The 22,529-nt window shown below is 72.7% G+C and carries 13 protein-coding genes and 1 pseudogene; 2 read left to right on the top strand and 12 right to left on the bottom strand.

Going from position 1 to position 22,529, the window contains the following annotated elements; translation table 11 throughout:
• Positions 1-67: 67 nt before the first annotated feature.
• Entirely contained in the window at positions 68-2,332 is a 2,265-nt protein-coding gene (locus tag E0504_RS24145; protein WP_243657601.1) for an MMPL family transporter, read from the top strand.
• Between the two features lie 101 nt (positions 2,333-2,433).
• On the opposite strand, the gene E0504_RS24140 is transcribed toward E0504_RS24145, so the two are convergent.
• The 12 genes from E0504_RS24140 to E0504_RS24085 all read right to left on the bottom strand — a co-directional run bounded on the left by E0504_RS24140 (position 2,434) and on the right by E0504_RS24085 (position 22,055).
• Positions 2,434-3,096, bottom strand: a complete 663-nt coding sequence (locus E0504_RS24140; protein ID WP_112106406.1) for a LytR C-terminal domain-containing protein — start codon at positions 3,094-3,096, stop codon at positions 2,434-2,436.
• Positions 3,097-3,127: 31 nt separating this feature from the next.
• Positions 3,128-4,264, bottom strand: a complete 1,137-nt coding sequence (locus E0504_RS24135; protein ID WP_112106407.1) for a hypothetical protein — start codon at positions 4,262-4,264, stop codon at positions 3,128-3,130.
• A 226-nt stretch (positions 4,265-4,490) separates the two neighbouring features.
• A complete protein-coding gene (locus tag E0504_RS24130; protein ID WP_131625917.1) occupies positions 4,491-5,768 on the bottom strand; it encodes a hypothetical protein in 1,278 nt (425 codons plus the stop codon).
• Positions 5,765-8,515, bottom strand: coding sequence for a hypothetical protein (locus E0504_RS24125; RefSeq protein WP_131625916.1), 2,751 nt, complete (start codon positions 8,513-8,515; stop codon positions 5,765-5,767). Before E0504_RS24125 ends, E0504_RS24130 begins: the two co-directional genes overlap by 4 nt.
• The gene (locus E0504_RS24120) at positions 8,515-9,621 is read right to left on the bottom strand and encodes a hypothetical protein (RefSeq protein WP_071061562.1); all 1,107 of its coding nucleotides are present in this window, start codon (positions 9,619-9,621) and stop codon (positions 8,515-8,517) included. Before E0504_RS24120 ends, E0504_RS24125 begins: the two co-directional genes overlap by 1 nt.
• On the bottom strand, positions 9,618-10,712 hold the full coding sequence (locus E0504_RS24115) for a protein kinase (RefSeq protein ID WP_165938598.1): 1,095 nt from the start codon (positions 10,710-10,712) through the stop codon (positions 9,618-9,620). The genes E0504_RS24120 and E0504_RS24115 overlap by 4 nt, the downstream gene beginning before the upstream one ends.
• Positions 10,709-13,378, bottom strand: coding sequence for a hypothetical protein (locus tag E0504_RS24110; protein ID WP_112106411.1), 2,670 nt, complete (start codon positions 13,376-13,378; stop codon positions 10,709-10,711). The genes E0504_RS24115 and E0504_RS24110 overlap by 4 nt, the downstream gene beginning before the upstream one ends.
• Entirely contained in the window at positions 13,375-16,536 is a 3,162-nt protein-coding gene (locus E0504_RS24105; protein ID WP_071061554.1) for a tubulin-like doman-containing protein, read from the bottom strand. Before E0504_RS24105 ends, E0504_RS24110 begins: the two co-directional genes overlap by 4 nt.
• 15 nt (positions 16,537-16,551) lie before the next feature.
• Positions 16,552-18,888: a vWA domain-containing protein gene (locus E0504_RS24100; protein WP_207974588.1), complete on the bottom strand. Its 2,337-nt coding sequence runs from the start codon at positions 18,886-18,888 to the stop codon at positions 16,552-16,554.
• Positions 18,889-19,917: 1,029 nt separating this feature from the next.
• Positions 19,918-21,204, bottom strand: coding sequence for a vanadium-dependent haloperoxidase (locus E0504_RS24095; RefSeq protein WP_112106412.1), 1,287 nt, complete (start codon positions 21,202-21,204; stop codon positions 19,918-19,920).
• Between the two features lie 254 nt (positions 21,205-21,458).
• The gene (locus E0504_RS24090; protein ID WP_071061548.1) at positions 21,459-21,722 is read right to left on the bottom strand and encodes a hypothetical protein; all 264 of its coding nucleotides are present in this window, start codon (positions 21,720-21,722) and stop codon (positions 21,459-21,461) included.
• A gap of 87 nt (positions 21,723-21,809) precedes the next feature.
• Positions 21,810-22,055, bottom strand: coding sequence for a hypothetical protein (locus tag E0504_RS24085; RefSeq protein WP_131625913.1), 246 nt, complete (start codon positions 22,053-22,055; stop codon positions 21,810-21,812).
• Positions 22,056-22,233: 178 nt separating this feature from the next.
• Between E0504_RS24085 and E0504_RS52230 the strand changes: the two are divergent.
• Positions 22,234-22,359, top strand: a pseudogene (locus E0504_RS52230) (ATP-binding cassette domain-containing protein); the annotation flags it as partial.
• Between the last annotated feature and the right edge of the window lie 170 nt (positions 22,360-22,529).

The following is a 22,529-nucleotide window of genomic DNA, read 5'->3' as shown; positions in this document are numbered from 1 at the left end:
GTGAAAGCGCGCGGCGCACCGTGGCGCCCGCCAGCCGGCCGCACCGGCCACGCACCAAGGAGGAAAGATGTCCGGGTTCCTGCACCGGGTGGGATGGCTGGCCGCCGGCCGGCCCTGGCGGGTGATCGGCGCGTGGGTTGCCGCGCTCGTGGTGGCGACCGCGCTCGCCATGGCCTGGGGCGGCGAGCCCCACGACGACTACGACGCCCCGGGCACCGCGTCGCAGCGGGGCACCGACCTGCTCCGCGCCGAGTTCCCGGTGCTCGCCGAGGCCCAGGCACGGGTCGTGCTGCACACCGCCGACGGCAGCCGGCTCGCCCCGGAGGTCATCACGGCCGTCTCCGCCCGGCTCGCAGAGGTGCCGGACGTCATCCTCGTCAGCCCGCCGCGGCCCTCCGCGGACGGCGACACGGCGCTCATCAACGTGCAGTACGACCGGCCGGTCACCGACCTGGGTGGCACCGACGCGGTCGACGACCTCATCGAGGCGACCAGGCCGGCCGCGGACGCGGGCGTCACCGCCGAGTTCGGCGGTCAGGTCGCCGAGAACATCCAGGAGGTCAACGGCCGGGCCGAGGCGGTCGGCGTCGGCTTCGCCCTGGTCATCCTGCTGGTCGCCTTCGGTTCGATCGTCGCGGCCGGGGTGCCGCTGGCGGTGGCGCTCATCGGCCTGGGCATCGGCAGCGCCGGCATCACCCTCATCGCGGCCGGCACCAACGTCAGCACCATCGCGCCGACGCTCGCCTCGATGATCGGCATCGGGGTCGGCATCGACTACGCCCTCCTGCTGATCACCCGGCACGTCGAGGGCCTGCGGGCCGGCCTGACCGTCCGGGAGGCCGCCGCCCGCGCCAACGGCACCGCCGGGGTGTCGGTGCTGTTCGCCGGGGTGACCGTCGTGCTCTCCCTGATGGGGCTGCGGCTGGTCGGGCTGAACACCTATGTGACCACCGGCTTCACCACCGCGGCCGTGGTCGTCACCGTGGTCGTCACCGCGCTCACCCTCGTCCCCGCTCTGTGCGGGCTGGCCGGGACGCGACTGCTGGGCCGCCGGGGCCGCGCCGCGCTCACGGCCGGCGTCGGGAAGGCCAGCGTCGCGGCGGCCGGCTCCCCGGCCCGGCAGACGCTCACCGCCGCCTGGGCCGGCCGGATCGGACGCCGGCCTCTCCCGTGGGCGCTGGGTGCTCTCCTGCTCCTGCTGCTGCTCGCGGCACCCGTCCTCGGGATGCGCACCTGGCCGCAGGACGCCGGCAGTCAGCCGGAGTCCACCTACCAGCGGCGCGCCTACGACCTGGTCGCCGCCGAGTACGGCCCCGGCGCGAACGGCCCGCTGATGCTCGCGGTGGACCTGCGCAGAGTCCCCGCCGCCGACCTCCCCGCGCTCGTGACCCGCATCAGGGCGACGCCCGACGTCGCGGCCGTCGCCCCGCCGGTGACCGCGCCGAGCGGGAACGCCGCGGTGGTCTTCGTGACGCCCGCCGTCGCACCGAGCGACAAGCGTGCCGCCGACCTGGTCCGCCACCTGCGCGCCGACGTCCTGCCACCGGGCATCGAGATCACCGGCATGACCGCGGTCTTCACCGACCTGTCCGGTCTGCTGTCCGACCGGCTGTGGTGGGTGGTCGGCTTCGTCGTCGGCGTGTCCCTGCTGCTGCTGACGGTCGTGTTCCGCTCACCGGTGGTCGCGCTGAAGGCCGCGGTCATGAACATGCTCTCGATCGCCGCCGCCTACGGCGTGGTGACCGCCGTGTTCCAGTGGGGCTGGGGCGCCGAGCTGCTCGGCCTGCCGCACAGCGTGCCGATGTCGAGCTGGCTGCCCGTGCTCATGTTCACCGTGCTGTTCGGGCTGAGCATGGACTACGAGGTCTTTCTGCTCTCCCGCATCCGGGAGGACTACCTGGCCACCGGTGACCCGCACGGCAGCGTCGTGCGCGGCCTCGCCGCCACCGGCCGGGTCATCAGCTCCGCCGCCCTGATCATGATCGCGGTCTTCGCCGGCTTCGCCCTCGACCCGGACGTCACGGTGAAGATGGTCGGCGTCGGGATGGCCGTCGCCGTGCTGGTCGACGCGACCATCATCCGCATGATCCTGGTGCCCGCCACCATGGGCCTGCTCGGCCGCGCGAACTGGTGGCTCCCCGGCTGGCTCGACCGCATCATGCCCCACGTGGACGTCCACGGCACCGAACCGGCCACCATCCCGACCGCCCCGACCGCCCCGACCGCCGAACCATCGGCCGTTCCGACCGCCGACGCGGGACTGCCGGGCGACGTGCTGCCTGACGTGGCGGACCAGACAAGCGGTTCCGACAAGCCCGCGTCCGTGGGCTGATCCCGAAGCCGGCACAGAACCGGAGCACCGCCGGGCCCGATCGGTGGTGCTCAGGTCCGCGTGCGGGGCCGGGCAACAGATCAGCCGCGCGGTGTTCTCGGTCAAGCCTTGAAATACCTCGTTAGAACGAGAATCAAGGTACCGTCCGGCGGAATATTGTCACCCCTGTTGAACCTGACCTCGATATTCTTTTCATCATGACTCCGTAATGCCGCCTCCAGCTCCCGAGCAAAACCTTCACCACCTTCCTCGTAAAGAATAACCGTGTGACCGAATGCCACCGCCGCCCTGTAGTTCCCCGTCCTGCGCACAACGAAATTCGCCGCCTGAACCAGAGGGGCCGATTTCGCCGCCAAATCGTCCGTCGGGGAATTGTTGAGAATAGTCACCTCGGGGCGGAGCGGCAGGTTCGGAGCAGTGCTGGGCGACGAGGTTGGCGAGGCGGACTCCGTCCGCGCGGGCTCAGCGGGGGGCTGCGAGGCGGGATCGGTCGAGGTGGGGCTCGCCGAGGCGGAGGGCGTGGCGGTCGCCGTCCGAGTGGAAGGTGCGGAGGTTCGGGGGGGCGTCGGGATGTCCGGCGCGCTGGGAACGGCGACCGGGCCGCCGCCGGCTGGGCCGCTGCCGGGGTCCTGGTGGTCCACCAGTGCGACGATGAGAATCGCGGCGATCAGGGTGACGGCGACGATCGCCGACGACACCGCGACGTCGTGGCTGTCGAGGCCGAATCCACGGCCGTTGCGCCGTCCGAAGGAGAATTTCCGCATGGTTGCCTGCCTTTGCAGGTGGCGGTGCCGGCTACTGGGCCCAGCGCAGCTGCAGCGCGGCGCTGAGATTGTCGATGTCGACCGAGGTGTCGAGCCGTTCGAGAATTTCGGCGAAGGCCTCCGCCACCAGGTCGGTGAGCCCGGCCGTGCCCACCTGGGTCCGAACTCGCCAGGCCAGCCCGTCAATGGTCTCCTGGGCGGCGGCCGACCGGTCCGCCCGGGATTCCGCTCCCCCGCCGTCCATTTCCCCGCCAGCCGAGGCCCCGCCGCCGACCGGGCCGGCGGCCGCCATCGCGCGGGTGACCAGCGTGCGCAGCCTGGTGACCGCGGGCTGCACCCGTATGTCGCCCGGCCCGCCGCCGAGCACACCCGTCGACAGCGCGGACAGTGCGTCGACGACGAGATCGGCCGCCCGCGCCCGGTCGCCGTCCCAGACGTCCGCGAGCTCCGCGCGCAGCCGCGCCAGAACCTCGCCGGCCGCCACGGCGATCCGTTCCAGGACTGTCGGGTCGACATCCGGGGCGACGATCGGCGGGCCGACGGCGAACCCCGGGATCGGCATCCTCAGCTGGGAGAACAGCGAACCGCGCAGGCTCGCCAGGCTGGATTCGTCGCGCCATGCTCCGTCACGGACGGCGTCCAGCAGCGCCCACAGCACCCCGGCGGGCGGGTCGGCCGCCGTCTCGGCCAGCTCCGCGATCCGGCCCTGGGCGGCGTAGACCGAGTTGATCAGATGGATCTCGTACTGCTGGAGGCTTGCCGGGAGGTCCATCGTCGGCCGGGAGGCTCGGCTGACCAGGCTGTCGAGCGCGCGGCGGAGCTCGGCCCGGTCGGTGGCCACCCCGGCCGGGGTGGTGAGCGCCTCGGTCAGCTCGTCCAGGATCGGGTCGGGCCTGGTCCGGGCGGTGGGCAGGCATTCGAGCAGCGCGGGCACGCACAGCGGCCGCTTGCGTACCGGCCGGTCCACCGTCGCGGCGACGCCGCGCTGGAAGACCGCCCGGCCGGCCAGGTTCGGGAAGATCGTGACCAGGACGGCGTGCAGCGCGAGGCTCTCCTCGGCGGACAGCCACTGGCGGCGCTTCATCGCCGAGACCAGCGCGTCCAGCGTGTGGGTCTCGGCCGGCAGGTCGGGCCGGTCGTCGAAGGCGCAGACCGCGAGCCGGAACACCGCCTCGGCCGCCGACCACGGGTCCGCACCGGCCGGACCGGGCCCGCGTGGGCCGGGGCCCGGGGCGCCTCTGGTGTCGTCCCCACCCAGATCGTCGTCCCGGCCGAGGTCGTCGGGCTGGCCGGGGTCGTCGGAGCCGGTGGCCTCGAAAGCGGCGCCGGCGAACGCTCTTTCGGCACCGAAGCCGGCGGAGCCCGCGGAATCGACAGGTGAGCTGGACAGCGGACTACCTCCGCCCGCCGACGCCGCTCACCCGCGGGCCCGCTGCCGCGCCGAGCGCGACGCCGACCGAGGCGAGGGCGAGGATCAACGAGGTCACGCCACTCGACAGCAACGGCGCGGTGAGGCCGAACCGATGGTTGGTCAGCAGAGCCACGAGGGGCAGGGCCAGCCCGGCGACGAGCATGGCCACCAGTCCGGCCGCCAGCACCTGGACCGAGGAGGGACGGGCCGCCAGCACCAGCCGCACCAGCAGCCAGCCGAAGGCGGCGACGAGGAGGCAGCCCAGGACGGCGAAGAAGTGCCCGTACTGGCCAACGAGCGTCGCGACCGGGAGCTCCTGGTCGACCCAGCTCCGGTGCTTGCCGAGTGACGCACTGTCCCAGATCCTGCTGTCCCAGACGGGTTCCGCCCGCTTCTCCAGGTGGCTGTCGCGCCACGCCCTGTCCGCCTTCCCGGCGGCAAGCCAGCACCACACCGTTCCCACGGCCATGGCCACCACCGCGGTGAGCCCCGCCGAGAACCAGAAGCGCCGGGCCGCCAGCATCGCCACGACTCCGGCGGCCAGGATCGCGGCCGAGCCCGGCTCCCAGGTCACGAACAGCAGGCCGATCGGGGTGGTCGCGGCCAGGACCGACCGCCGGAACTGCTCGTCCAACGTGACCTCGCCGTCGTTCCCGGCCGGATCACCGGCCAGCAGCACCACGGCTCCCAGCCCGAGCAGGAGGTAGCGCAGGAGCTCGGTCAGTTGGGCACCGAGCGTCTCATCGACGGGCCCGAACCCGGCGATGAGACCTGCCAGCAGGGCGACCGCGGTAGCCAGGACAGGCGCCGTCCTCGGCGGCGGGACCAGCGCGCGGGGGTCGTCACCGTGCAGCCGGGCCCAGCGGCCGGCCACCGCCATCGCCGCCACGGCGAGCCCGCCGAACAGCAGGGACGGGGACTCCCACAGGAACCGGGACTGGTTCAGGAAGCTCACGGTCAGGACGGCGGCCAGTGCCACCCCGGTGGCCAGTGCCCGCTCGTCGGGGTTGAGTTCGTGCACGGTCAGCACCAGCAGCGCGCCGAGCAGCCCGGCGAAGGCGACCGCCGCGAGCCCGCGCCCGAAGCCGGCGTCGAAGTCGTGGTGCTGCGCCTGGACGTCCCACAGGGTGAGCAGCATCGGCACGGCCGCTCCGGCCACGACCCACGGCAGCGGGAACCGGGCGGATTCGGGCTCCGTGTCGGGGGCCGGTTTCCCGGCGTCCCGGGACCGGGTGTCGAGGGCGGGCTTGGTCGCAGTCACCGCCACAGCGCCGCCAGGCCGGTGATCAGGCAAGCCGCCAGAAGGGCGAGGGCGTACCTGTATTCGCGCCAGCCACCGAGCAGGCCGTACCTACCGCCGATGGAGGAGTCAGCCTCGTCGGAGCCGGTGGATTCGGCTTCGTCGCCGGAGGTGAGCTCGATCCGCTGGTCCAGCAGGCCCGCGACCTTCAGGGAGTGCCCGGCGGAGTCGGGCCAGGCCTTTGGCAGCGTCTCGGCGAACCAGGCGGACACCGGCGACAGCTCGTCTCCGATCTTCGCGTTCGCCAGCTCGTTTATGAGACCCGCGAAGACCTCGTACGGCGAGCCGACCGAAGCCTCGGACGCCGACACGCTGGCCGCGGCCGGTTCGTCCGCGTCCCGTGGGTCCGGCTGGACGGCCGGCTCACGCGGCTCGGTCTGGGCGGCCCGCTCCACCACGTGAAGCAGCTGGGCCCGGAGCGTCTCAACGGCCCCGACGAACTCGTCGCTCAGCATGTTCTGGGCGCCCGGCGCCTCGGTCAGCGCGGCCGTCAGCTCATACACGAGCTGGTCTGCCGGCAGCCACGAGTCCCGGTCAAGGAGGTGGTCCGTGCGGCTGACGAGATCCGTCCCGATCCTGTCCTGCAGCCGGCGCACCGCCGCCGTCTGGTCCGGCGCCTGCGCGAGCGCGTCGACCCGGGGACTCTCCAGGGGCAACCCGTCGTTCTCGGAGCCGGCCAACCGCCGGACGACCCGCCGAAGCGGGAGAACGTTCTCCGCGGGCAGCCAGGCCGCGGTCGCCGGCAGGCTCGCGGTCGTCAGCAGGCCGTCACGCACGGAAAGCCCGGGGACGACCGCGGTGGCCCACCGCACGAGTCCGAGGAGATGGTCGGCAAATGCCTGGTGAACGCGCTCCTGTTCGCTGACGGCAGGCGGGCCGGGGTCGGTGTGGCTGATGGGGGCGTCCTCAGCCTGCTCCGTCAGCGCTCGGGCAACCGCCAGGTCCGGCCGCCACGGACGCGCGCGGTCGGCGTGGCGGGGTGCCAGCTCGGACGACGGCTCTTTCGGCCGCCTGTCCTCGCCGGCATGCTCGGGCGCCGTCGGGACATGTACGAGTAGAAGAAGCGCGTCGCGCGTCTCCGCGAGCAGCAGGGCGTTTCCCGATTCGAGTTCCAGCACCCCGGCCAGGCAGTCGACGACATCCACGGAGGCGGGGACCGCGGTGGCGTCCGGGCTGGCCAGGCGGGCCAGCGCGTCGACGGCCGACGGCCGAACGCGTCGCAGGCCGGGGTCCGTCATCTCCTCGTAGGGTTCCCTGGCGGCACGTGGAGCCAGCCCGGGCATCACCCGCATCAGGAACTTCCGAACATGGTTGCGCTCCACCGGCGTCAGCCACTGGCGGCTGCGCAACGCCCGGACGAACGCGTCGACCGTGTGCGTCGTCTCCCCGACCAGGCCGTTGTGCAGGTTGGCGATCGCCCGGCGCAGCGTGTCCTCGGCGTGCCGCGTCTGCTCGGCGGCGGCGGCGGTGGGCCCGGCCACCGGCACGGCTGTCGGCGCGGCCGCCGACGCGGAGAAGGCCTCAGGTACCCGCGGCCCGTCGCCCGGTCGGGGCTCGCCCCAGGCGTCCTCCGGACGCCCGTCGCCAGCCTGGGCCTCCGCGTGCCTCCATCGCTGCTCGGGTGGCTCTCCGAGGGGTGCGACCTGACGGGAAGCAGCCGGGATCGTCGGCTCGGTCGGCAGGATGACCGGCTGGCTCCGCGGCGGGCCGCCCTTCCGGATCGCCCAGTCCTCCACCGCCCCGGCCCAGTTCTCCGGCTGCCGCAGCAGGCTGTCGTTCAGCCGAGGAAAATGCGCCAGCTCGCGCTGCAGGTATGCCCAGACCACAGTTCTGGCGATGTACTCGAACGGACCGTCCCCGGCGGCGCCGTCGCGCACGTACGGCTGATGGTCCTCACGCAGTCCGGGAGCAAGGAAGACATACGCGACCGGCCGGGTGAGGCCACGCTCCGGCTGCACGAAGTCCGGCATGAACAGAACCTGCGGATCGCGCTGATGGGCACCGACGCGCGGGTAGGTGGCCTCGAACGTCGAGTACGTCAGCCGGTCACGGCCGTCGCCGATCTGCCGCAGCAGCTCCGTGAGGACCAGGACGAGCGCCGCCGCCGCGGGCTCGTCCGCGCCGACCGGCACGAGCTGCCGTCGCCCGCCGAAGACGGGTGCGCCGCCCACGAACTCGGCTCGCAGCTTCAGTACCGCCGCGAGCAGGGCCGCCAGCGGGTTCACCAGGACGATGTTCCCGCGCCCGGACACCGGTGAGGTCAGCTCCAGGGCGTCCGCCAGGACCGCCTCCTGCAGCCGGACGACGTTCGCACCAATGTAGGCCGTGAGGTCCGGCCGCGCGATCAACGCCACCCCGCTCTGGTCAGGGTCGGTCAGCTGCCGGCCCACGGGCCAGTGCGCCAGCCGCGCCGCCCCCCATCCGGTGAGGTCCTCGGCGGAGCCGACCAGAACGCTCACCCGCATGTCCCGCCGGGAGTCCGAGCCGGTCTGCTGGCGCAGGACCACGGCGCCCTGCTGGTCGTCGCGCAGGTAGACCCGTGAGGTGGACGGCTGCCGGACGTGGTTGGCGCGGTTGATGTTCTGCCAGCCGCCCAGCCACTGCGACCACCAGCCGCGATCCGGCGGGTTCTCGATCGAGCTGGCGACGAGGACGAAACCGTCGCGCTCGTTCGCGAACGCGTACTCGTTCTGGTCGATGCGGCCCATCAGGTCCCGACCTCCTTGGCGGCGTCCTCCCCGAGCAGGCCGGACATCGCGAAGATGGCCGCGAGCGGGTCGAGTACCCGCCTGGGCCGGACACCGCGCGGGAAGACCTTGTCGAACGTGTCGCCGCGGTCGTCCGTGACCGCCTTCGAGCCGGTCGCGGACACGAAGTGCAGCGTGGCCCGGCGGAACGTCTCGAACGGGCGCAGCCAGGCTCGGGCTCCCCGGGCGTACAGGAACGCGTACGCGTCGCGGCTTTCGTCCCGGATCTCGGTGGGTTCGGCCCGGCCGTCGAGGTAGGCCGACAGACTGGGCCGGCGGTACCAGCGGGCCGCCGGCTGCTCGAAGCGGTAGAGGTCGGACTTGCTGACGGCCAGCGCCACCGGCAGCCGGTCGGTCAGGCCGGGCTGGGCCCGCAGCCGGGCCATCACCGTCTCGAACGTGGCGTCACCGTCGGACGGGGCGTTCTGGCGCAGCGCGTACTCCGGGTCGACCACGAAGATCAGCGCGTCGAGCGCGAGGACGAACCGCATCGACCGGGTCCGCGCCACCAGGTCGTCGCCGGCGACGTCGAAGAACGCCACCGCGCGCTGCCGGCGGCCGTCGCTCACCACGAGCGCGTCGGTGAAGGTGACCATGGCGTCCGACTGCACCCTGGCGGTGTGCTCGATCGCCCGCCCCTCGTCGACCAGGGACGCGACGTACTGCCGCCAGTACGCCCGGTGCGCCTCCTCGTCGACGGGCACCGCGGTGAAGCCCAGAGGACCGAGGCCGCCCCGCTCGATCTCGCTGACGATCGCGGCCAGCAGGTGCGACTTGCCCGACTCCGTGCGCCCGATGAAACCGATCACCAGCGGCGGCCCGTAGCTGGCGTAGGAGATCGGCAGGTAGTGCCGCTCGGCCATGTCCGCGGACGGGTTCGGGCAGCGCCGGTAGGCGCCGATCATCTCGTCGTTCCGCTTGACCGGGTCGCCCACGCCGGAGAGGTCCAGCGGGACGTAGGCGCCGTCCCGGAAGGTGAACAGGTCCGTCTCGTCCCAGTCGAAGACGTCCAGGCAGATCGGGCAGCGCACCTCGGTCGGTCCCAGTGGGATGGTCACCGTGCTCATCGCCTTCCGCGGTCCGCGCCGCCGGTCGTAGGACGCGGCGTCGGCTCGTCGTCGCCGGTCCCCCGCCGCCGCACGATCGCGTCGAAGCTGCGCAGTCCCTCGACGAACCGGGCGTCGCCGCCCGACCTGGCGCGCCGGGTGCCGGCCGCCCGGTCGACGTCCCGGCCGAGGGCGGCCAGCACCTCGGCGGCCGGTGGGCGCAGGTCCGGATCGTGGTCGACCATCCGGCCGAGCGGGCCGTCCGATCCCAGCAGCCGCTCGGCCCCACCGCGGCGCGTCGAGGCCCGGCCGGACCGGTCGGCGATCACCTCGTTGAGGACGCGGCCGACGCTGTAGACGTCCTCCTTCGTCGTGGCCGGCCCGTCGCCGTACACCGCCTCGGGTGCCGCCCACCGCGGGTCGGGCGCCGGGCCGCAGCGCTCACCGACGAGCACCGCGTGCCGGAAGTCGGTGATCTGGACGTGCCGGTCGTCGAACTGGACCGTCCGGGTGGTCAGCCAGCGGTGCACGACGCCGGCGGACTCCAGCAGGTCCAGCGCGCGCAGCAGGCTGGTCGGGAACTGCTCGACCTGGTCGAGCAGCAGCCGGCCGGCGAACCGCTCGACCGGCCGGCCGCGCTCGGCCAGCAGCACGAACGGCTCGCGGTCGGCGTCGTCGGGGTAGTAGCCGACCAGGTGGGACAGCTCCCGCGGGTAGTTCTCCTCGCCGAACGCGTCGACGAGGTGCATGCCCATCTGGATCTCGTTGTCGACGGCGTCGATCCCGTCCGGCGCCCGCGAGGTCGCGGCGGAGTTGGCGGGTGCACGCCGCCCGGCGGCGTGCACCCGCTTCTGGACGTACTCGACCAGCCGGTCGGCATCGACGACCAGCCTGGTCCGGTAGAACGGGTCGGCCGCCGGGTCGTCCTCGGTGACCCGGGCCCGCATCGTCCGGCGGCGTCCATAGACGTCACGATACGCGATGGTCTCCTCGCGCAAGGTGTCGATCGGCTCACCGCGGCTGGTCCGGTGCAGGTCGGTGTCGCCGCGGCCGGGGCGGGGGCTGGCATCCCACCAGTCGCCGCCGAGTCCTGATCCGCTCGGCGGGCTCATCGCCCCCCCTTGAGCACGGTCTCCACCGTGCCGGGGCGCATCCGCACCAGCCGCAGCACTCCGGCGACCTGGCCCCACTCCGGCCATTCCAGCTCGCCGAGCACCGCTGAGGGCAACGGGTCGAACCCCCACCCGCCGCCGGCGCCGGTACCGGGCCCGCGCGCCACCAGCGAGGGCTGCGCGGCCCGCGGCGCGAACCGCACGACGGCCGCCGAGCGGGCGTCGACGTCGAGCAGCTGCAGGTGCTCGGGCGCGCACAGCTGCATCAGCCCGCTGTCGGCGACGTCGGCGCGCAGCAGCACGCCGAGCCGGTCCGACTGCTGCCAGGCGGCGTCGACGAGCTCGCGCCGGTCCGTGTCGTCCGCGCGGAACGGCGGGGTCGCGTGGACGCCCATCCGTTCGAGGTGCCGGTTGTAGCGGTCGAGGCCGTGCCGGGTCTCGGAGACGACCCGCTCGCCCAGCGCGTCGAGCGCCTCCCGCTCGATGTCGGGCCAGCACCGGTCGATCACGCTCGCGATCAGGTCGACGACGTCGGCCTCGACCACGTCGCTGATCGCGGCGCCCATGGAGCGCAGGCGCAGCGAGACGTCGGTGTCGACCCCGGCCTCGCGGCTGCGGGGCGGGCGCGCCGGGAAGCCGCGCAACCGGTCCGAGTAGCCGGTCAGCGCCGAGGTGACGTCCTCGAAGGCCAGCGACATCGCCCGGACCAGGTCGGCGCCGGCCCGCCGGGGGCCGGTCAGCGACCAGTCGTACCGGGCGACGTCCTCCATGAGCGCGATGGTCCCCTCGGACATCGCCCGCGCGAGGGTGACGTACTCGCCGGGATGCCACCGGCGCACGGCCCGCGACCACACCAGGTACGGCCACCACATCAGGCCCACAAACGCCAGCGCGCCGGCCACGATCCGCACCGGCAGGCTCAGTACCGGGTCGAGGCTGTCGGCGGTGCCCAGCACCTGCCCGACACAGCCGGCACCGAGGGCGATGATGACCAGAGCGGCCAGGTCGACCGGGCTCCGGTCGCTCTGGGTGGCCTCCTTACCGAGCAGGAACCACCAGCCCACCAGGCCGACGACGGCCAGCAGGCCCAGGGCGGCGGCGGCCTGCGCCAGGGTGGCCGGCTCCTGCGCGCCCACGGCCAGCAGGGCGGTCGCCCCGGATCCGATGAACAGCGCGAGCACCGCCAGGAAGATCCAGTCGGACATCCTGTGGTTGGACAGCGGTGTCATCCGGCGGGCCACCACGAGCGGCCAGCCGCGCACGGCGACGAGCAGGGCCGCGCCGGCCCCGGCGAGGGCACTGGAGCGGGCCGAGTCGGGCGCGGCGGCGGCGAGCAGCCCGCAGACCAGCACCGGCAGGATGGCCAGTGCCGACAGCAGGTTGACGTCCAGCCTGCGCGGCATATCCCGCAGGTACTGGAGCCGATCGGTGTCGCACGCCCGGTCCAGGTCGTCCAGGCGGGCGGCGCTGCCGACCGGGACGAGCATCCCGTGCATCCAGCTCAGCCAGCCGATGATCTCGGTGACCGGACGGCGGCTGTCGAGCGCGCCCGTGACGAGGTGGCGCAGCGAGGCGAGCAGGTCCACCCGCTGGGTGCCCTCGGGCGGGGCGAGGGCGAAGCCCCGCCGGCCCAGCTCGAGCAGGTCGGTCGTGCCCAGCGGATGAACGCTGTCGTACTCGGTGAACATCCGCGACAGATCGTCGCGCAGCCTGCCGAGGTCGTGGCCCACCTGCATGACACGGGCCGTCAGCAGCCCTGCGGGGCTGCGGGCGGCCTTGCCGCCCGCCCGCAGGTTCTGCAGCACCGGCCCGGGGCCGGTGATGACGGCATGCGCGTTCACGGCCTCCTTGAGCTGGCCCCGGAAGCCCCGCGCGACGTGGTCCATCCCGCCGTCGCGGGCCAGGATCGGGTTGCCCGCCTCCTTGGCCCGCGGGTAGCGCAGCAGCAGCCGGAACGGGTCGGTGACCAGGCCGCCGTCGGGCTGCTCCTCGTCGCCGTGCCGGCGCGGGGCGAGGATCCGGTCGATCGCGCGGACCCGGGCGTCGGCGAGCACGTCGTCGTCGACCTGCCCGATCATCGCCCGCAGGCCCGGCGAGGCCACCCCCTCCGGCATCGACCGGACGACCTCGTAGACCCGGTCGAAGACCTTCGGCGTGAGCAGCGCGTCGAACAGCGCGTCCAGCACCGGCCCCTGGGCCGGGGAGCTACCCGTGGCGATCGCCTGGGCCCGGTGCTGGCCCATACCCCAACCGATGCCGCGCGCGTCGCCGACCCAGAGCATCACGTGCGACGCCAGCTCGAACGGCTTGTGCAGGGCGACCCGGTTCGGGTCGACGGCGCTGTCGGCCACCAGGCGGCCCAGCCCGCGGCCCACGTCGTCCAGCGGCGGCCCGACGGCGAGGCAGATCACCTGCTGCACCCCGGGTGCCTTGACGATCAGGCCGAGCGCGTCCGCGTGCGCCTCCAGGTCGCGGGTGTCGTCGATGACCAGGACCCGGGTCAGGTCGCTCTCCATGAAGCCGAGCGAGGTGGCGAACGCCCGCTGCACCTCGGTGAAGGACCCGAAGGAGAGCAGGTCCTCGTACCGCTCCCGGAGGTCGATGTCGATGACCTTCGCCTCGGCGGTGGCGGTGGCGGAGGTCCGGCCGGTGGTGTCCGTGCTCACCTGCCGAGGTCCTTCCCGCGGGTGCCGACCATCTCGTAGAGCTGGCGCAGGTTCGCCCGCACCGGGGTGGAGACGTTGGAGAACCCCATGTCCAGCGCGGCCGGCACGGTGTACGCCCAGAAGGCGTGTTGCTGCTCGGCCCAGCCCCGGCTGCCCGGCGGCAGCTTCATGAGCATCTCGGCGAGCAGGTCGGCCTGCTTGTCCGCGTTGTCGACGAACGCCCGGAACACCGGGTGCGGGTTGGCGGCCCGGCCGGTCACCCCGATCGGCACCACCCGCATCAGCTGTTCGGAGAAGTCCCGGCGCACCCGCTCGTCGTCCGCGAGCGACCAGTCCTCGTAGGCGCGGAGCATGCTGCCCCATGACGAGGCCGGCTCGAACGGGGAGAGCGCCAGGGTCATGCTCACGCCGTCGCTGTCGGTGTCGGTGTTGGGGTCACCGAGCGAGACCCGGATCGAGTACGGGGACTCCGTCCCGCCGGCCAGCGCCTGGACCTGCCCGTTCCACATCGCGCAGAGCAGCCGGTGCAGGATGCGGACCCGGTCCTCCTCGGTGGTGGCCAGCCAGCCGTAGTCGAAGCCGAGCCGCTGGCGCCACCTGAGGAAGTCCTGCGACTGCTCGTTGCGCAGCGCGTCGGCCCAGTGGTGCAGGATCTCCCGCAGCTCGGGCACCTCGGTGATGCTCATCGAGGTGCGCAGCAGGACGACCGCGACCGAGTCCGCGTTGATCGGGCGGAACTCCATCGAGATGCCGCTCTCGTTCGGCAGCCGGATCGCGCGGGCGAGGTAGCCCTCGATCTGGGTGTCCCGGGCCCCGGCCGGGTAGGAGACGAGGATCTTCAGATTGCCGGAGCCCTGGGGCGAGAAGCTGGCCGGCACCAGACCGTGGATCTTCGTCTGGAACTGGCGGATGTCGTCCTCCCCGACCGCGGCCGGGCCGTCCCGGCGCACCGTCGCGGCGAGCAGGCTCGCCATCGTCGGCAGCAGCGGCTCGCCGTCGAGCCCGTCGGACTCCTGGAACAGCCGCTTCACCGCCTCCTGCAGCCGCTCCCGGGCGACGGCGACGGCGGCCTCCCCGCCCCTGGTGACGGTCGCCTCCCACACCCGGCGCCAGCCGTCCGGGCCGAGCAGGCGGTGCATCACGTCACCCTCGGAGGCGGCTCCCCGCAGGCCCAGCGCGGACGTGAGCCGTTGCAGGGCCCTCTGGTAGAAGTCGTCCATGTCGCCGTGCGGGGGCAGCAGGTAGGTCACCCCGACCCGCGGCCGGAACAGGTCCGCCGTGCGCCGGGCGAACTCGCCGGGCTCGGAGCGGCTGTGTTCGTCGAAGGCCTCGGCGGCGAGCCTCAGCTGCGCGCGGAACCGCCGCAGGGCCTTCTCCCAGCGCACCTGCTGCTCGTCCCAGGCGGCGTTCCAGACGCACCGGGTACGCCAGCTGTACCAGGTGTCCTGGCGGTGGATGGTCTCCACCACCTCCCGGTCACCCCAGCGCACCTTGGCGCCGAGGCGCCGGTCGCGGATCGCCAACGGCGCCGGCGGGTTCACCGAGATCCCGGCGGGCGCGGGCGGCTCGGTGCGGCGGTTGGCCAGGAAGCCGACCACCCCGCCCCGGCTCACCGGGTCGCTCTCCCCCGCGCGGCCCTCGACGATCCGGCGGGCGTGCAGCAGGTCGACCTCGCCGAGCAGGTCGTCGAGGCCGGCCGCCGGGTCGAAGGCGCCGGCGATCGCCGGCACCTGCTGGCGGACCATCGTGCCCAGGCCCGCCAGGTTGCCCTCCATGGCCTGCAGCCGGGCCCGCAGCGCGGAGAGGATCTCCGCCGCGCCGCGGGCCGGTGCCGGCTCGGTGAACTGGAAGGGCTGCCGGGTGACCATCGGGCCGATGTTCGCGGCGGAGGCGAACCGCCTGATCATGCCGGCGTCGTCGGCGGCCGTGCCCGGGGCGGGCGCGGCGAGGTCGTACGCCCCGCGGGCCAGCAGCCGGGAGGCGACCAGGTCGGCCAGCTCCTCGACCGGGATCGTCATGGACGCGACCAGGCTCGTCGACACGCCCCGCCGGCCGATGCCGGAGGACGCCGGCACCTCCCGCTCGACGCCGCGGTTGATGAAGTCGTCGGCGAACGACTGGTAGAGCCGGTCGGCGATGGCGTCGCCGTCGTCGTGTTCCTGCCCGGTGCCGACCAGGGAGAGGATCAGCGACACGACCGAGCGGTGCAGGTCGTCGCGTTCCACGCCGTCGGCCCGGTTGAACAGGAATCCGGTCTGGATGGTCGAGGGCAGCAGGTTGATCTGGCCCTCGCCGTCCGGATACTGGACGCCGAGCGTGCCGGAGGTGCCGCGCGCGGTCAGCTCCGTCCCCGCGTCGTGGCCGTTCTGGTCGTCGATGAGGCGGAACAGGTCGAGCAGCGCGCGGCCGGCGTTCAGCCGGGCCCGCCGGCCGCCGCCGACCCCCTCGTCGAACGCCGAGGGCATCAGCACCAGCGGGTAGATCTGCGCCCGGACCTTCGAGCGCTGCAACGCGTCGCCGATCAGGTGCAGGTAGTCGTAGAAGATGCCGGCGCCGGTGCCGCCGGCGACGGAGAAGGCGACGAAGACGTCACAGGTCTGCCCGAGCCGGCCGCCGAGCGCCGCCAGCTCCTGGCCGGAGGTCGCGATCTTGCCGACTGCGTCGGACAGCGGACGGCGGGCCGGCGCCACCCCGGACCGGAACGTCTCGAACAGCGCCGCCCGCCCGACGGTGGGCAGCTGGCCCGCCCCCCGCATCAGCGGCGCCACCCGGGGCTCGCCCTCGGCCGGCGGCAGCCAGCCCCGGACCAGCTCCCGCGCGTTCACCCGCAGGCTGCGGGCGACGTCCGGGTAGGTGTCGACGGTCGGGATGAGGCCGTGCGTGACGTGCTGGGTGGGCGCCGCCGCGTTCGCGTGCTCCTCCGAGGGGACGACCCGGGTGCGCAGCCTGGTGAGCTCGGACTCGTTGAGGTCGGCGTAGACGAACTGCACGCAGGACGGCAGCTGGTAGGGCAGGTAGTTCTTGCCGGGCACCCGCAGGTTCAGCGCCCGGCCGTCCGGGCCGCACAGCTCGTGTCGCAGCCGGCGCTCGAGCTCGGCGCCGACCAGGCAGCCTGTTCCGCCCAGTCCGACGAACAGCATGGGCTGGTAAATGTTCATGGCTCGCTATCCGGATCAGTCGAACAGGTCGTCGTTACGGGGCGAGCGGCCACCGCCGGGCGGCGGCTCCGGGCTCGCGGGTGGGTTGAAGCCGCTCGGTGCGGGGCGCTGCGACGGGCCGCCGGGGATCCAGGTCGTCACCTCGGACTGGTCGGCCCCCGACACCGGGTCATACGAGCCGGCGGGCGCGGAGGCGCGGCCCGCGCCGTGGCCGGCCCACGAGTCAGCGCTCCCGCGGTGATCACCGGCCCGCTCGTACAGGTCGTCGCTGCCCGGGACGGTCGAAAAGGGCTGGTCGTCCCGCACGGCGGCGGTCACGGTCAGCGCGAGGCCGGCCTCGATCTCCACCGGCATCCCCGCCGAGATGTCGCGCGTCGTCCCGTCCGCGGTCCTCAGCTGCAGGACCCGGTGCCGGTTGCGGGTCACCGCGTACCCACCGCCGCCTCCGTACGAATGGTCGAGATGCGGGGCGACGCCGGTCGCGTCGAGCACCACGAACGGGAATCGGCTACCGGTGTCCGACCGGGCCTGCAGGTGCCCCATCGGCTGACCGCCGCGGCTCAGGTACACGGTGACGTCACTGACGTCGCGGACCCTGCGGTCGGTCTGGCGCAGCCAGGCGGCGAGCAGCAGCAGCGCGAGCACCACCGCCAGGGCCAGCACCCACAGCCACCAGAACCGCTCCAGCAACGACGCGGGACGGCCGACGTCCGCGTTGAGGCGGGACCACGCGAGCACGGTGGACGGGTTGGCGGCGTCGACCAGGATCACCGTCCCGCTGGTGGCGCCCAGCGCGGTGTCCTCGCCGAAGGTGACGGTGAGCCGGTGCTCGCCGCGGCCGCGCTGCTGGCTGGCGATCGTCGCCGGGTCGATCGTCGCGCGCGCCCCGTTGCTGAGATTGCGCAGCTGGAGCGAGAGGGTGCGGGCCTGCCCGTCGGTGTTGTCCACCACGACCGAGCCGGTCAGGCTGCCGCCGGGCGCCACGTGGCCGCGGCCGCGGCCGAGCTGCAGCGACGCGGTGATCGGGCTGGCCTGGGCCGCCACCACCGTCGTGTAGACGGTGGACGCGCCGACGACACCCGGCCCGTCGATCGTGCCGACGAAGGTCAGCGCGCCCTTGGCGTCCGGCGGGACGGTGATGTGCCCGCTGTACTCGGCGTCGCCGGCCACGGCGTCGCCCTCGCGGCCGTCGTTGGTCAGCCGCACGGTCTGCTGTTCGATGCTGTCGCCGGACATCCGCACGCCGAACTGGATGCCGTCCAGGGTGTCGGGGTCGTCGATCGCGCCGTCGCGGGTCTGCAACTGGACGCTGACGACGGCCTGCTGCCCGGGCTGCGGCACGGGCGGGTTGAGACCGACCACTGCCTGGAGCACGCCCTGCCACATCGCGGCGGCGCCGACGATCTGGCCGGGCGGCACGTCGGCCGGGGCCGTGAGCCGGATCTTCCAGGTGCCCGGCCTGGGGTTCTGCACCCGCAGCGACTCGACCGTGCCGTTGGCGGTGCTCCGGGTGAAGATCGAGCCGTCGAACTCCCTGGTGTCGCCGACCTCCTTCCCGTTGGGGTCGACGTAGCTGACCTCCACCCGCGAGTCGCCCTTGATGACGGCGATGACCCCGTCGGTGCTGATCTCCGGAATGGAGACGGTCAGCTCGACCGGCGACCCGGGCGAGAGCTTGCCGGTGTCGAACTCGGTGGTCTGGGCGCAGCTGGCGCTGCCGATCGCCTCGAACAGCGAGCGCGCCACGACGTCCGGCGAGGTCACCACCCGCGCCTTCGGCTGGTTGTCTGGCAGGTTGTTGCAGGTCTGCTGGGCACCGCCGGCGGCGAACCGGTCAAGCGCGGCCTGGTCGGCGTCACCGAAGCCGAGCGGCCAGATCTGGACGCCGTTGCTCCGGGCGGCCGCGACCTGGCTGTCGACCCGGCGCTGCGCCTCGGTGTTGCGTGCCCCCGGCTGGCCGTACTGTGGGCTGTTCGCCACGTCGAGCCGGCCGTCGGTGAGCAGGAAGATGAAGGAGGGCCGGCCCTCCTGCGCCCGCCCGAGGATGCTCAGCGCCTGGGTCATGGCCGCGGCGTGGTCGGTGTCGGCGCCCTCGGACGGCTCACGGCGGTGCAGGCGGTCGATGCAGTCGACGAAGAACTGCTGTTTCGCAGGCTCCGCCTTCGTCAGCGGGCAGTAAACCTCGACCGCATGCTGCCCGGCTTCGCCGTTCGAGCTGCCGAAACCCACCACCGCAATTTCCGAATCGGGGGTCAGCGAACTGAACGCGAGCAGCTGGGCGGCTTCTTTCTCACGCCGCACCGCGTCGTCGTCCAGGCTGCCGGACTCGTCTACGAGGATCACGGCACGCATGGCAGCCGGACCGACGGACGCGGCCGAACCGGCGCCGGCCGGCGGCCGCCCCGCCGCGGCGGCCGCGGGACCTGCGATACCGGTCGCCAGTAGGCCGGCCACCACCAGGAGACCGGCGAATACCGCCGCTACGCGCGACCGGCGGGACAAGGCAGAACGTGGCCGTGGACGGCCCCCGAACGATCCCGAACCCATGCTGACACGACTCCCCCCAAGCCACGTTCAGACTGACATCCGGCCGGCGACGGCAGCAACACCTCAGGCCACCGCGGACCGCACGCCTTTCGCGGCACAATACCCATGCTGACCGTTGTTTTCGAGACGCGGGAAGCCGCTGGTGCGTGCGGTGTGAAACGCCACCCGGCGCCATCCGTCACGACGGCCGCGCCCACCGCGCGGCAGCCACGACCCGCGGCCGATGGCCGCCCGTCGTCACGATGTCCACTTGCTGCCAGCGGGACGGGCCGCCGCGGAGCCCCCGACCGACACCGCCACCCGACCACCCCCCACCTGCCGGCGGAGTAGGCCGAAGCTGTCGCGGAGCAGCGTAACGGGCCACCACACGAGCAGGTCTCCAGTTGAGCGGAACATGTCCGTGGAACCGGACCGCGAAGTTATCACCAGTCAATACCTCGCCATCCAACACCGACAACTCAGCAGGAACAAGAAACTCCACGGAGCATCGACGGTACACCGGGCGGCGCCCACTCTTGTCGCGGCCATCGCAATGTGACCGGAGCGTCACCAGGGGGCCGGCCCGCGCGACTCCTCCGCCCTGTGTCGCCACCACGCGGCCACCAATGTGGCCGCGTTGAGGAATGCCGAGAAATGGCGGTGTTCAGGAGCGGGGGGGCGCCATGGCACCCCCCGCGTATTTCCGGATCGGCATGCGACGGCAAAGCGGTCCGGCCGATCGGGTTCAGGTTGCGACCGCGACCACATATTGCCTGCTCAGGGGCCGCAAAGGGCACCGCCGCAACCACCGGGCAACCCGGCGCCGGGTACCGCTTGCCGCGCCGTGCGGGCCGGTCAACGCCGCGGGCGGAAATAGTTCCTGGTCGCGTAGGCAGTCACCTTGGCGCCGATCTTCGCGCCCTCGGTGTCGGCCGACCGAGTGTGGATGCCACCCCAGACGCGAGCCTCGATCACCTCGGCGATGGCATGGGAGAAACCACGGAAGTAGCGTGTGGTACCCGAATCGGCACTGTACGCACTGAACGGGATGTCGTCCCGGCCGAAGAAGAACGCCAGCGTCGACATGCTCGCCGTCGTGAAGCAGGTGTGCCCGGACGTGAAGTCGGGGTGTGGCGGGGTGACGAGCAACGGTGCCCAGGTCGGGTCGGCGGTGGTTGCCGGGTTGCCGTCGGTGTCGGCCAGCTGGATCGCGGTGACCGGCCGCCAGGACGTCCAGGCCGCCTTCTCGTTGAAGCAGGCGATCGTCGCGTCGGCCTCGGTGAGGTCGACCATCGCGAACATGCGGGCCGTCTGCAGGGTGCTCAGACGGCGGCCCGTGGCGAGCTGGCGCTTGATCTCCCATTCACCCAGGTGTCGGTCGTGCCACCAGATCGCCGCCTGGGTCTGGTCGAGCGTCCTGGTCGTACTGTTGACGGCGCCGATCGTTTTGACCTCGTTCAGGTCCCGGGCGTAGCGCTCGGAGGTCAGCGCCGGCGGCCCGGCCGAACGGAACATCGACGCGCTCGGGATCAGGAACGGCCTGAGGTTCGCCACCCAGGCCGTGTCGGAGGCGAAGGTCGGCGGGGTCGGCCGCCACTGGCCGGGCTGGGTGCCCACCGGCCAGGTCGGATTACCGAAGGCCCCGTCGTTCTGCCGAGCACTGATCATCGCTGCGGCGGTCTGGCCACCCACGGCGGTCCCGCTCCGCTTCGCCGCGTCATCGGGAAGGTTCGCCATCCACTCGTCGTACTGCGTCTGCAGCCGCGGCCGCTGGGCCGGGAACAGGGAGCTGAGTACCTGGAAGGCGGCGGTCGCGACGGCGGCGTCCGTCGACTCGCGCCCGCTGGCCCGCGGGGCGAGGAGATAGGGCTGGTAAGGCCGCCCGGCGATGGCGTTCACCGCGTCATAAACGGCTCCGTGCACCATCGCGAAGCTGCGTGCCTGGACCTGCGGCTGCTGGCCGGCGACGTCCCAGATCGCGGTCTGCGCATTACGGTCCCAGATGATGACGGCATTGGTGGATGTGTTCTCACCGGCCGCCCGCGCGGCCGGGAGCCCGGCCGCGACCGGTAACGCCGCGGCGAGGACACCGACAACGGCCGTACACACGACTCCACGGCGGGCGCGCACCCAACGTGCCATGACTGACCCCCTTGCTGGCAGTCAACCAAACCGACTGCCGCATTGGCGCGAGTCCGCCGTGATGAGACACGCCTCGTCGCGCGCGCGTGCCCCGCACCGACCGAACGACGAGGAAGTCGACGGTGGTCCGGCAGCTATTCGGGTCATCATGGCACCGCACCGTCAGGTGCGTCCGGAATTGCCGCACAAAACGATGTTCTGCCTGGTCGCCGGCCACGCCCGCCCGGTGGCCGGCGGGCGGGCGCGGCCGGCCCTCACAAAACCCCGGACCCGCGCAGGATGCCCAGGGCCACGATGAGGGCCGCGACGACGTAGACCACGGTGCCGAACAGGCCCAGGCGGCCGGGCTCGGCCAGGTTGTTGTCACGGGGCCAGGTGCACTCGCACGCGACCTTCACGGCGCTCCCCCCGACGGCCCAGCCCGCGGCGATCAGCGCGACGTCGGCCGCGGTGACAAGCGCGTCGAGACTGTCGCTCGTGGGGGCGGTGAGGGTGACCGAAAGGGTGTGCTCGGGCATCAGGCCGGCCCCGTTCCGGGGATTCCGGGGGTAATGCCGCCGATACCGGCACCCACGGCACCGGAAAGGGCGGTGATAGACGGCGTCTCAGGCACGGGTTGCCCTTCTGGGGTGTACCCGATCGGCAATGGCACGCAGCGCGAGCCGCAGGACGCCCTGGCCATCGAGGTCGCGTATGGCAAGCGCCACGCGCGCCGAATGCTCCGACTCTTCGACACAGGCGCATTTCGGCGAGTCGAAGCCGAGAACGCCGTGTGCCTCGTCCAGGGCTGCCCGGCAACCAGAACTCCTGCTGCCGCGGGCCGAAACGGTGTTGACAGAATAGCTGTTCATCCTGTGGTCACTATATGGCACCGACCTTCACCCGCCCCACCATTGAGCAGGTGTCCGTAAGGTGTCCACCATTCGCGGGTTGCATTCTTCCGGGAAGGCCGCCCCGGCACCGGCCCGAGCCCGCCGCTGGGCGACGCACCCGGGCCACGCGACGTCCGCGCCCGGGCCGCTGGCCTGCACCCGTGTCGGGGAGGCGGGTGCACGCCTGTCCGGTGGCGAGCACCAGCGGGTGTCGATCACCCGGGCGCCGCTCAAGCGGGCCCCGATCGTCCTGCTCGACGAGGCGACGGCCACGCTCGACCCGGCAGAAAACTAAGATTATGTTCGTGGTGACACGAGGAGTCCCTTCGAACGCGCCAAACAAGATCATTTTTTGGATGCCGATAGGAGCCCTCTCAACTGCTGGCTGCTCAGCGTTGCCCGTCTCATGGCCGGAGGCGGGATGCACGGACCGGGACAACGAACTTGCCGCAA

The organism is Parafrankia sp. BMG5.11 (assembly GCF_004337455.1).
Note: the sequence above shows the minus strand (reverse complement) of the source record. Positions and strands in the feature narration are given on the sequence as shown.

Coding starts and splice junctions, on each gene's coding strand:
- E0504_RS24145 (WP_243657601.1), top strand. CDS start 68: ATGTCCGGGTTCCTGCACCGGGTGGGATGGCTGGCCGCCGGCCGGCCC.
- E0504_RS24140 (WP_112106406.1), bottom strand. CDS start 3,096: ATGCGGAAATTCTCCTTCGGACGGCGCAACGGCCGTGGATTCGGCCTC.
- E0504_RS24125 (WP_131625916.1), bottom strand. CDS start 8,515: ATGGGCCGCATCGACCAGAACGAGTACGCGTTCGCGAACGAGCGCGAC.
- E0504_RS24120 (WP_071061562.1), bottom strand. CDS start 9,621: ATGAGCACGGTGACCATCCCACTGGGACCGACCGAGGTGCGCTGCCCG.
- E0504_RS24115 (WP_165938598.1), bottom strand. CDS start 10,712: ATGAGCCCGCCGAGCGGATCAGGACTCGGCGGCGACTGGTGGGATGCC.
- E0504_RS24105 (WP_071061554.1), bottom strand. CDS start 16,536: ATGAACATTTACCAGCCCATGCTGTTCGTCGGACTGGGCGGAACAGGC.
- E0504_RS24100 (WP_207974588.1), bottom strand. CDS start 18,888: ATGCGTGCCGTGATCCTCGTAGACGAGTCCGGCAGCCTGGACGACGAC.
- E0504_RS24095 (WP_112106412.1), bottom strand. CDS start 21,204: ATGGCACGTTGGGTGCGCGCCCGCCGTGGAGTCGTGTGTACGGCCGTT.
- E0504_RS24090 (WP_071061548.1), bottom strand. CDS start 21,722: ATGCCCGAGCACACCCTTTCGGTCACCCTCACCGCCCCCACGAGCGAC.
- E0504_RS24085 (WP_131625913.1), bottom strand. CDS start 22,055: ATGAACAGCTATTCTGTCAACACCGTTTCGGCCCGCGGCAGCAGGAGT.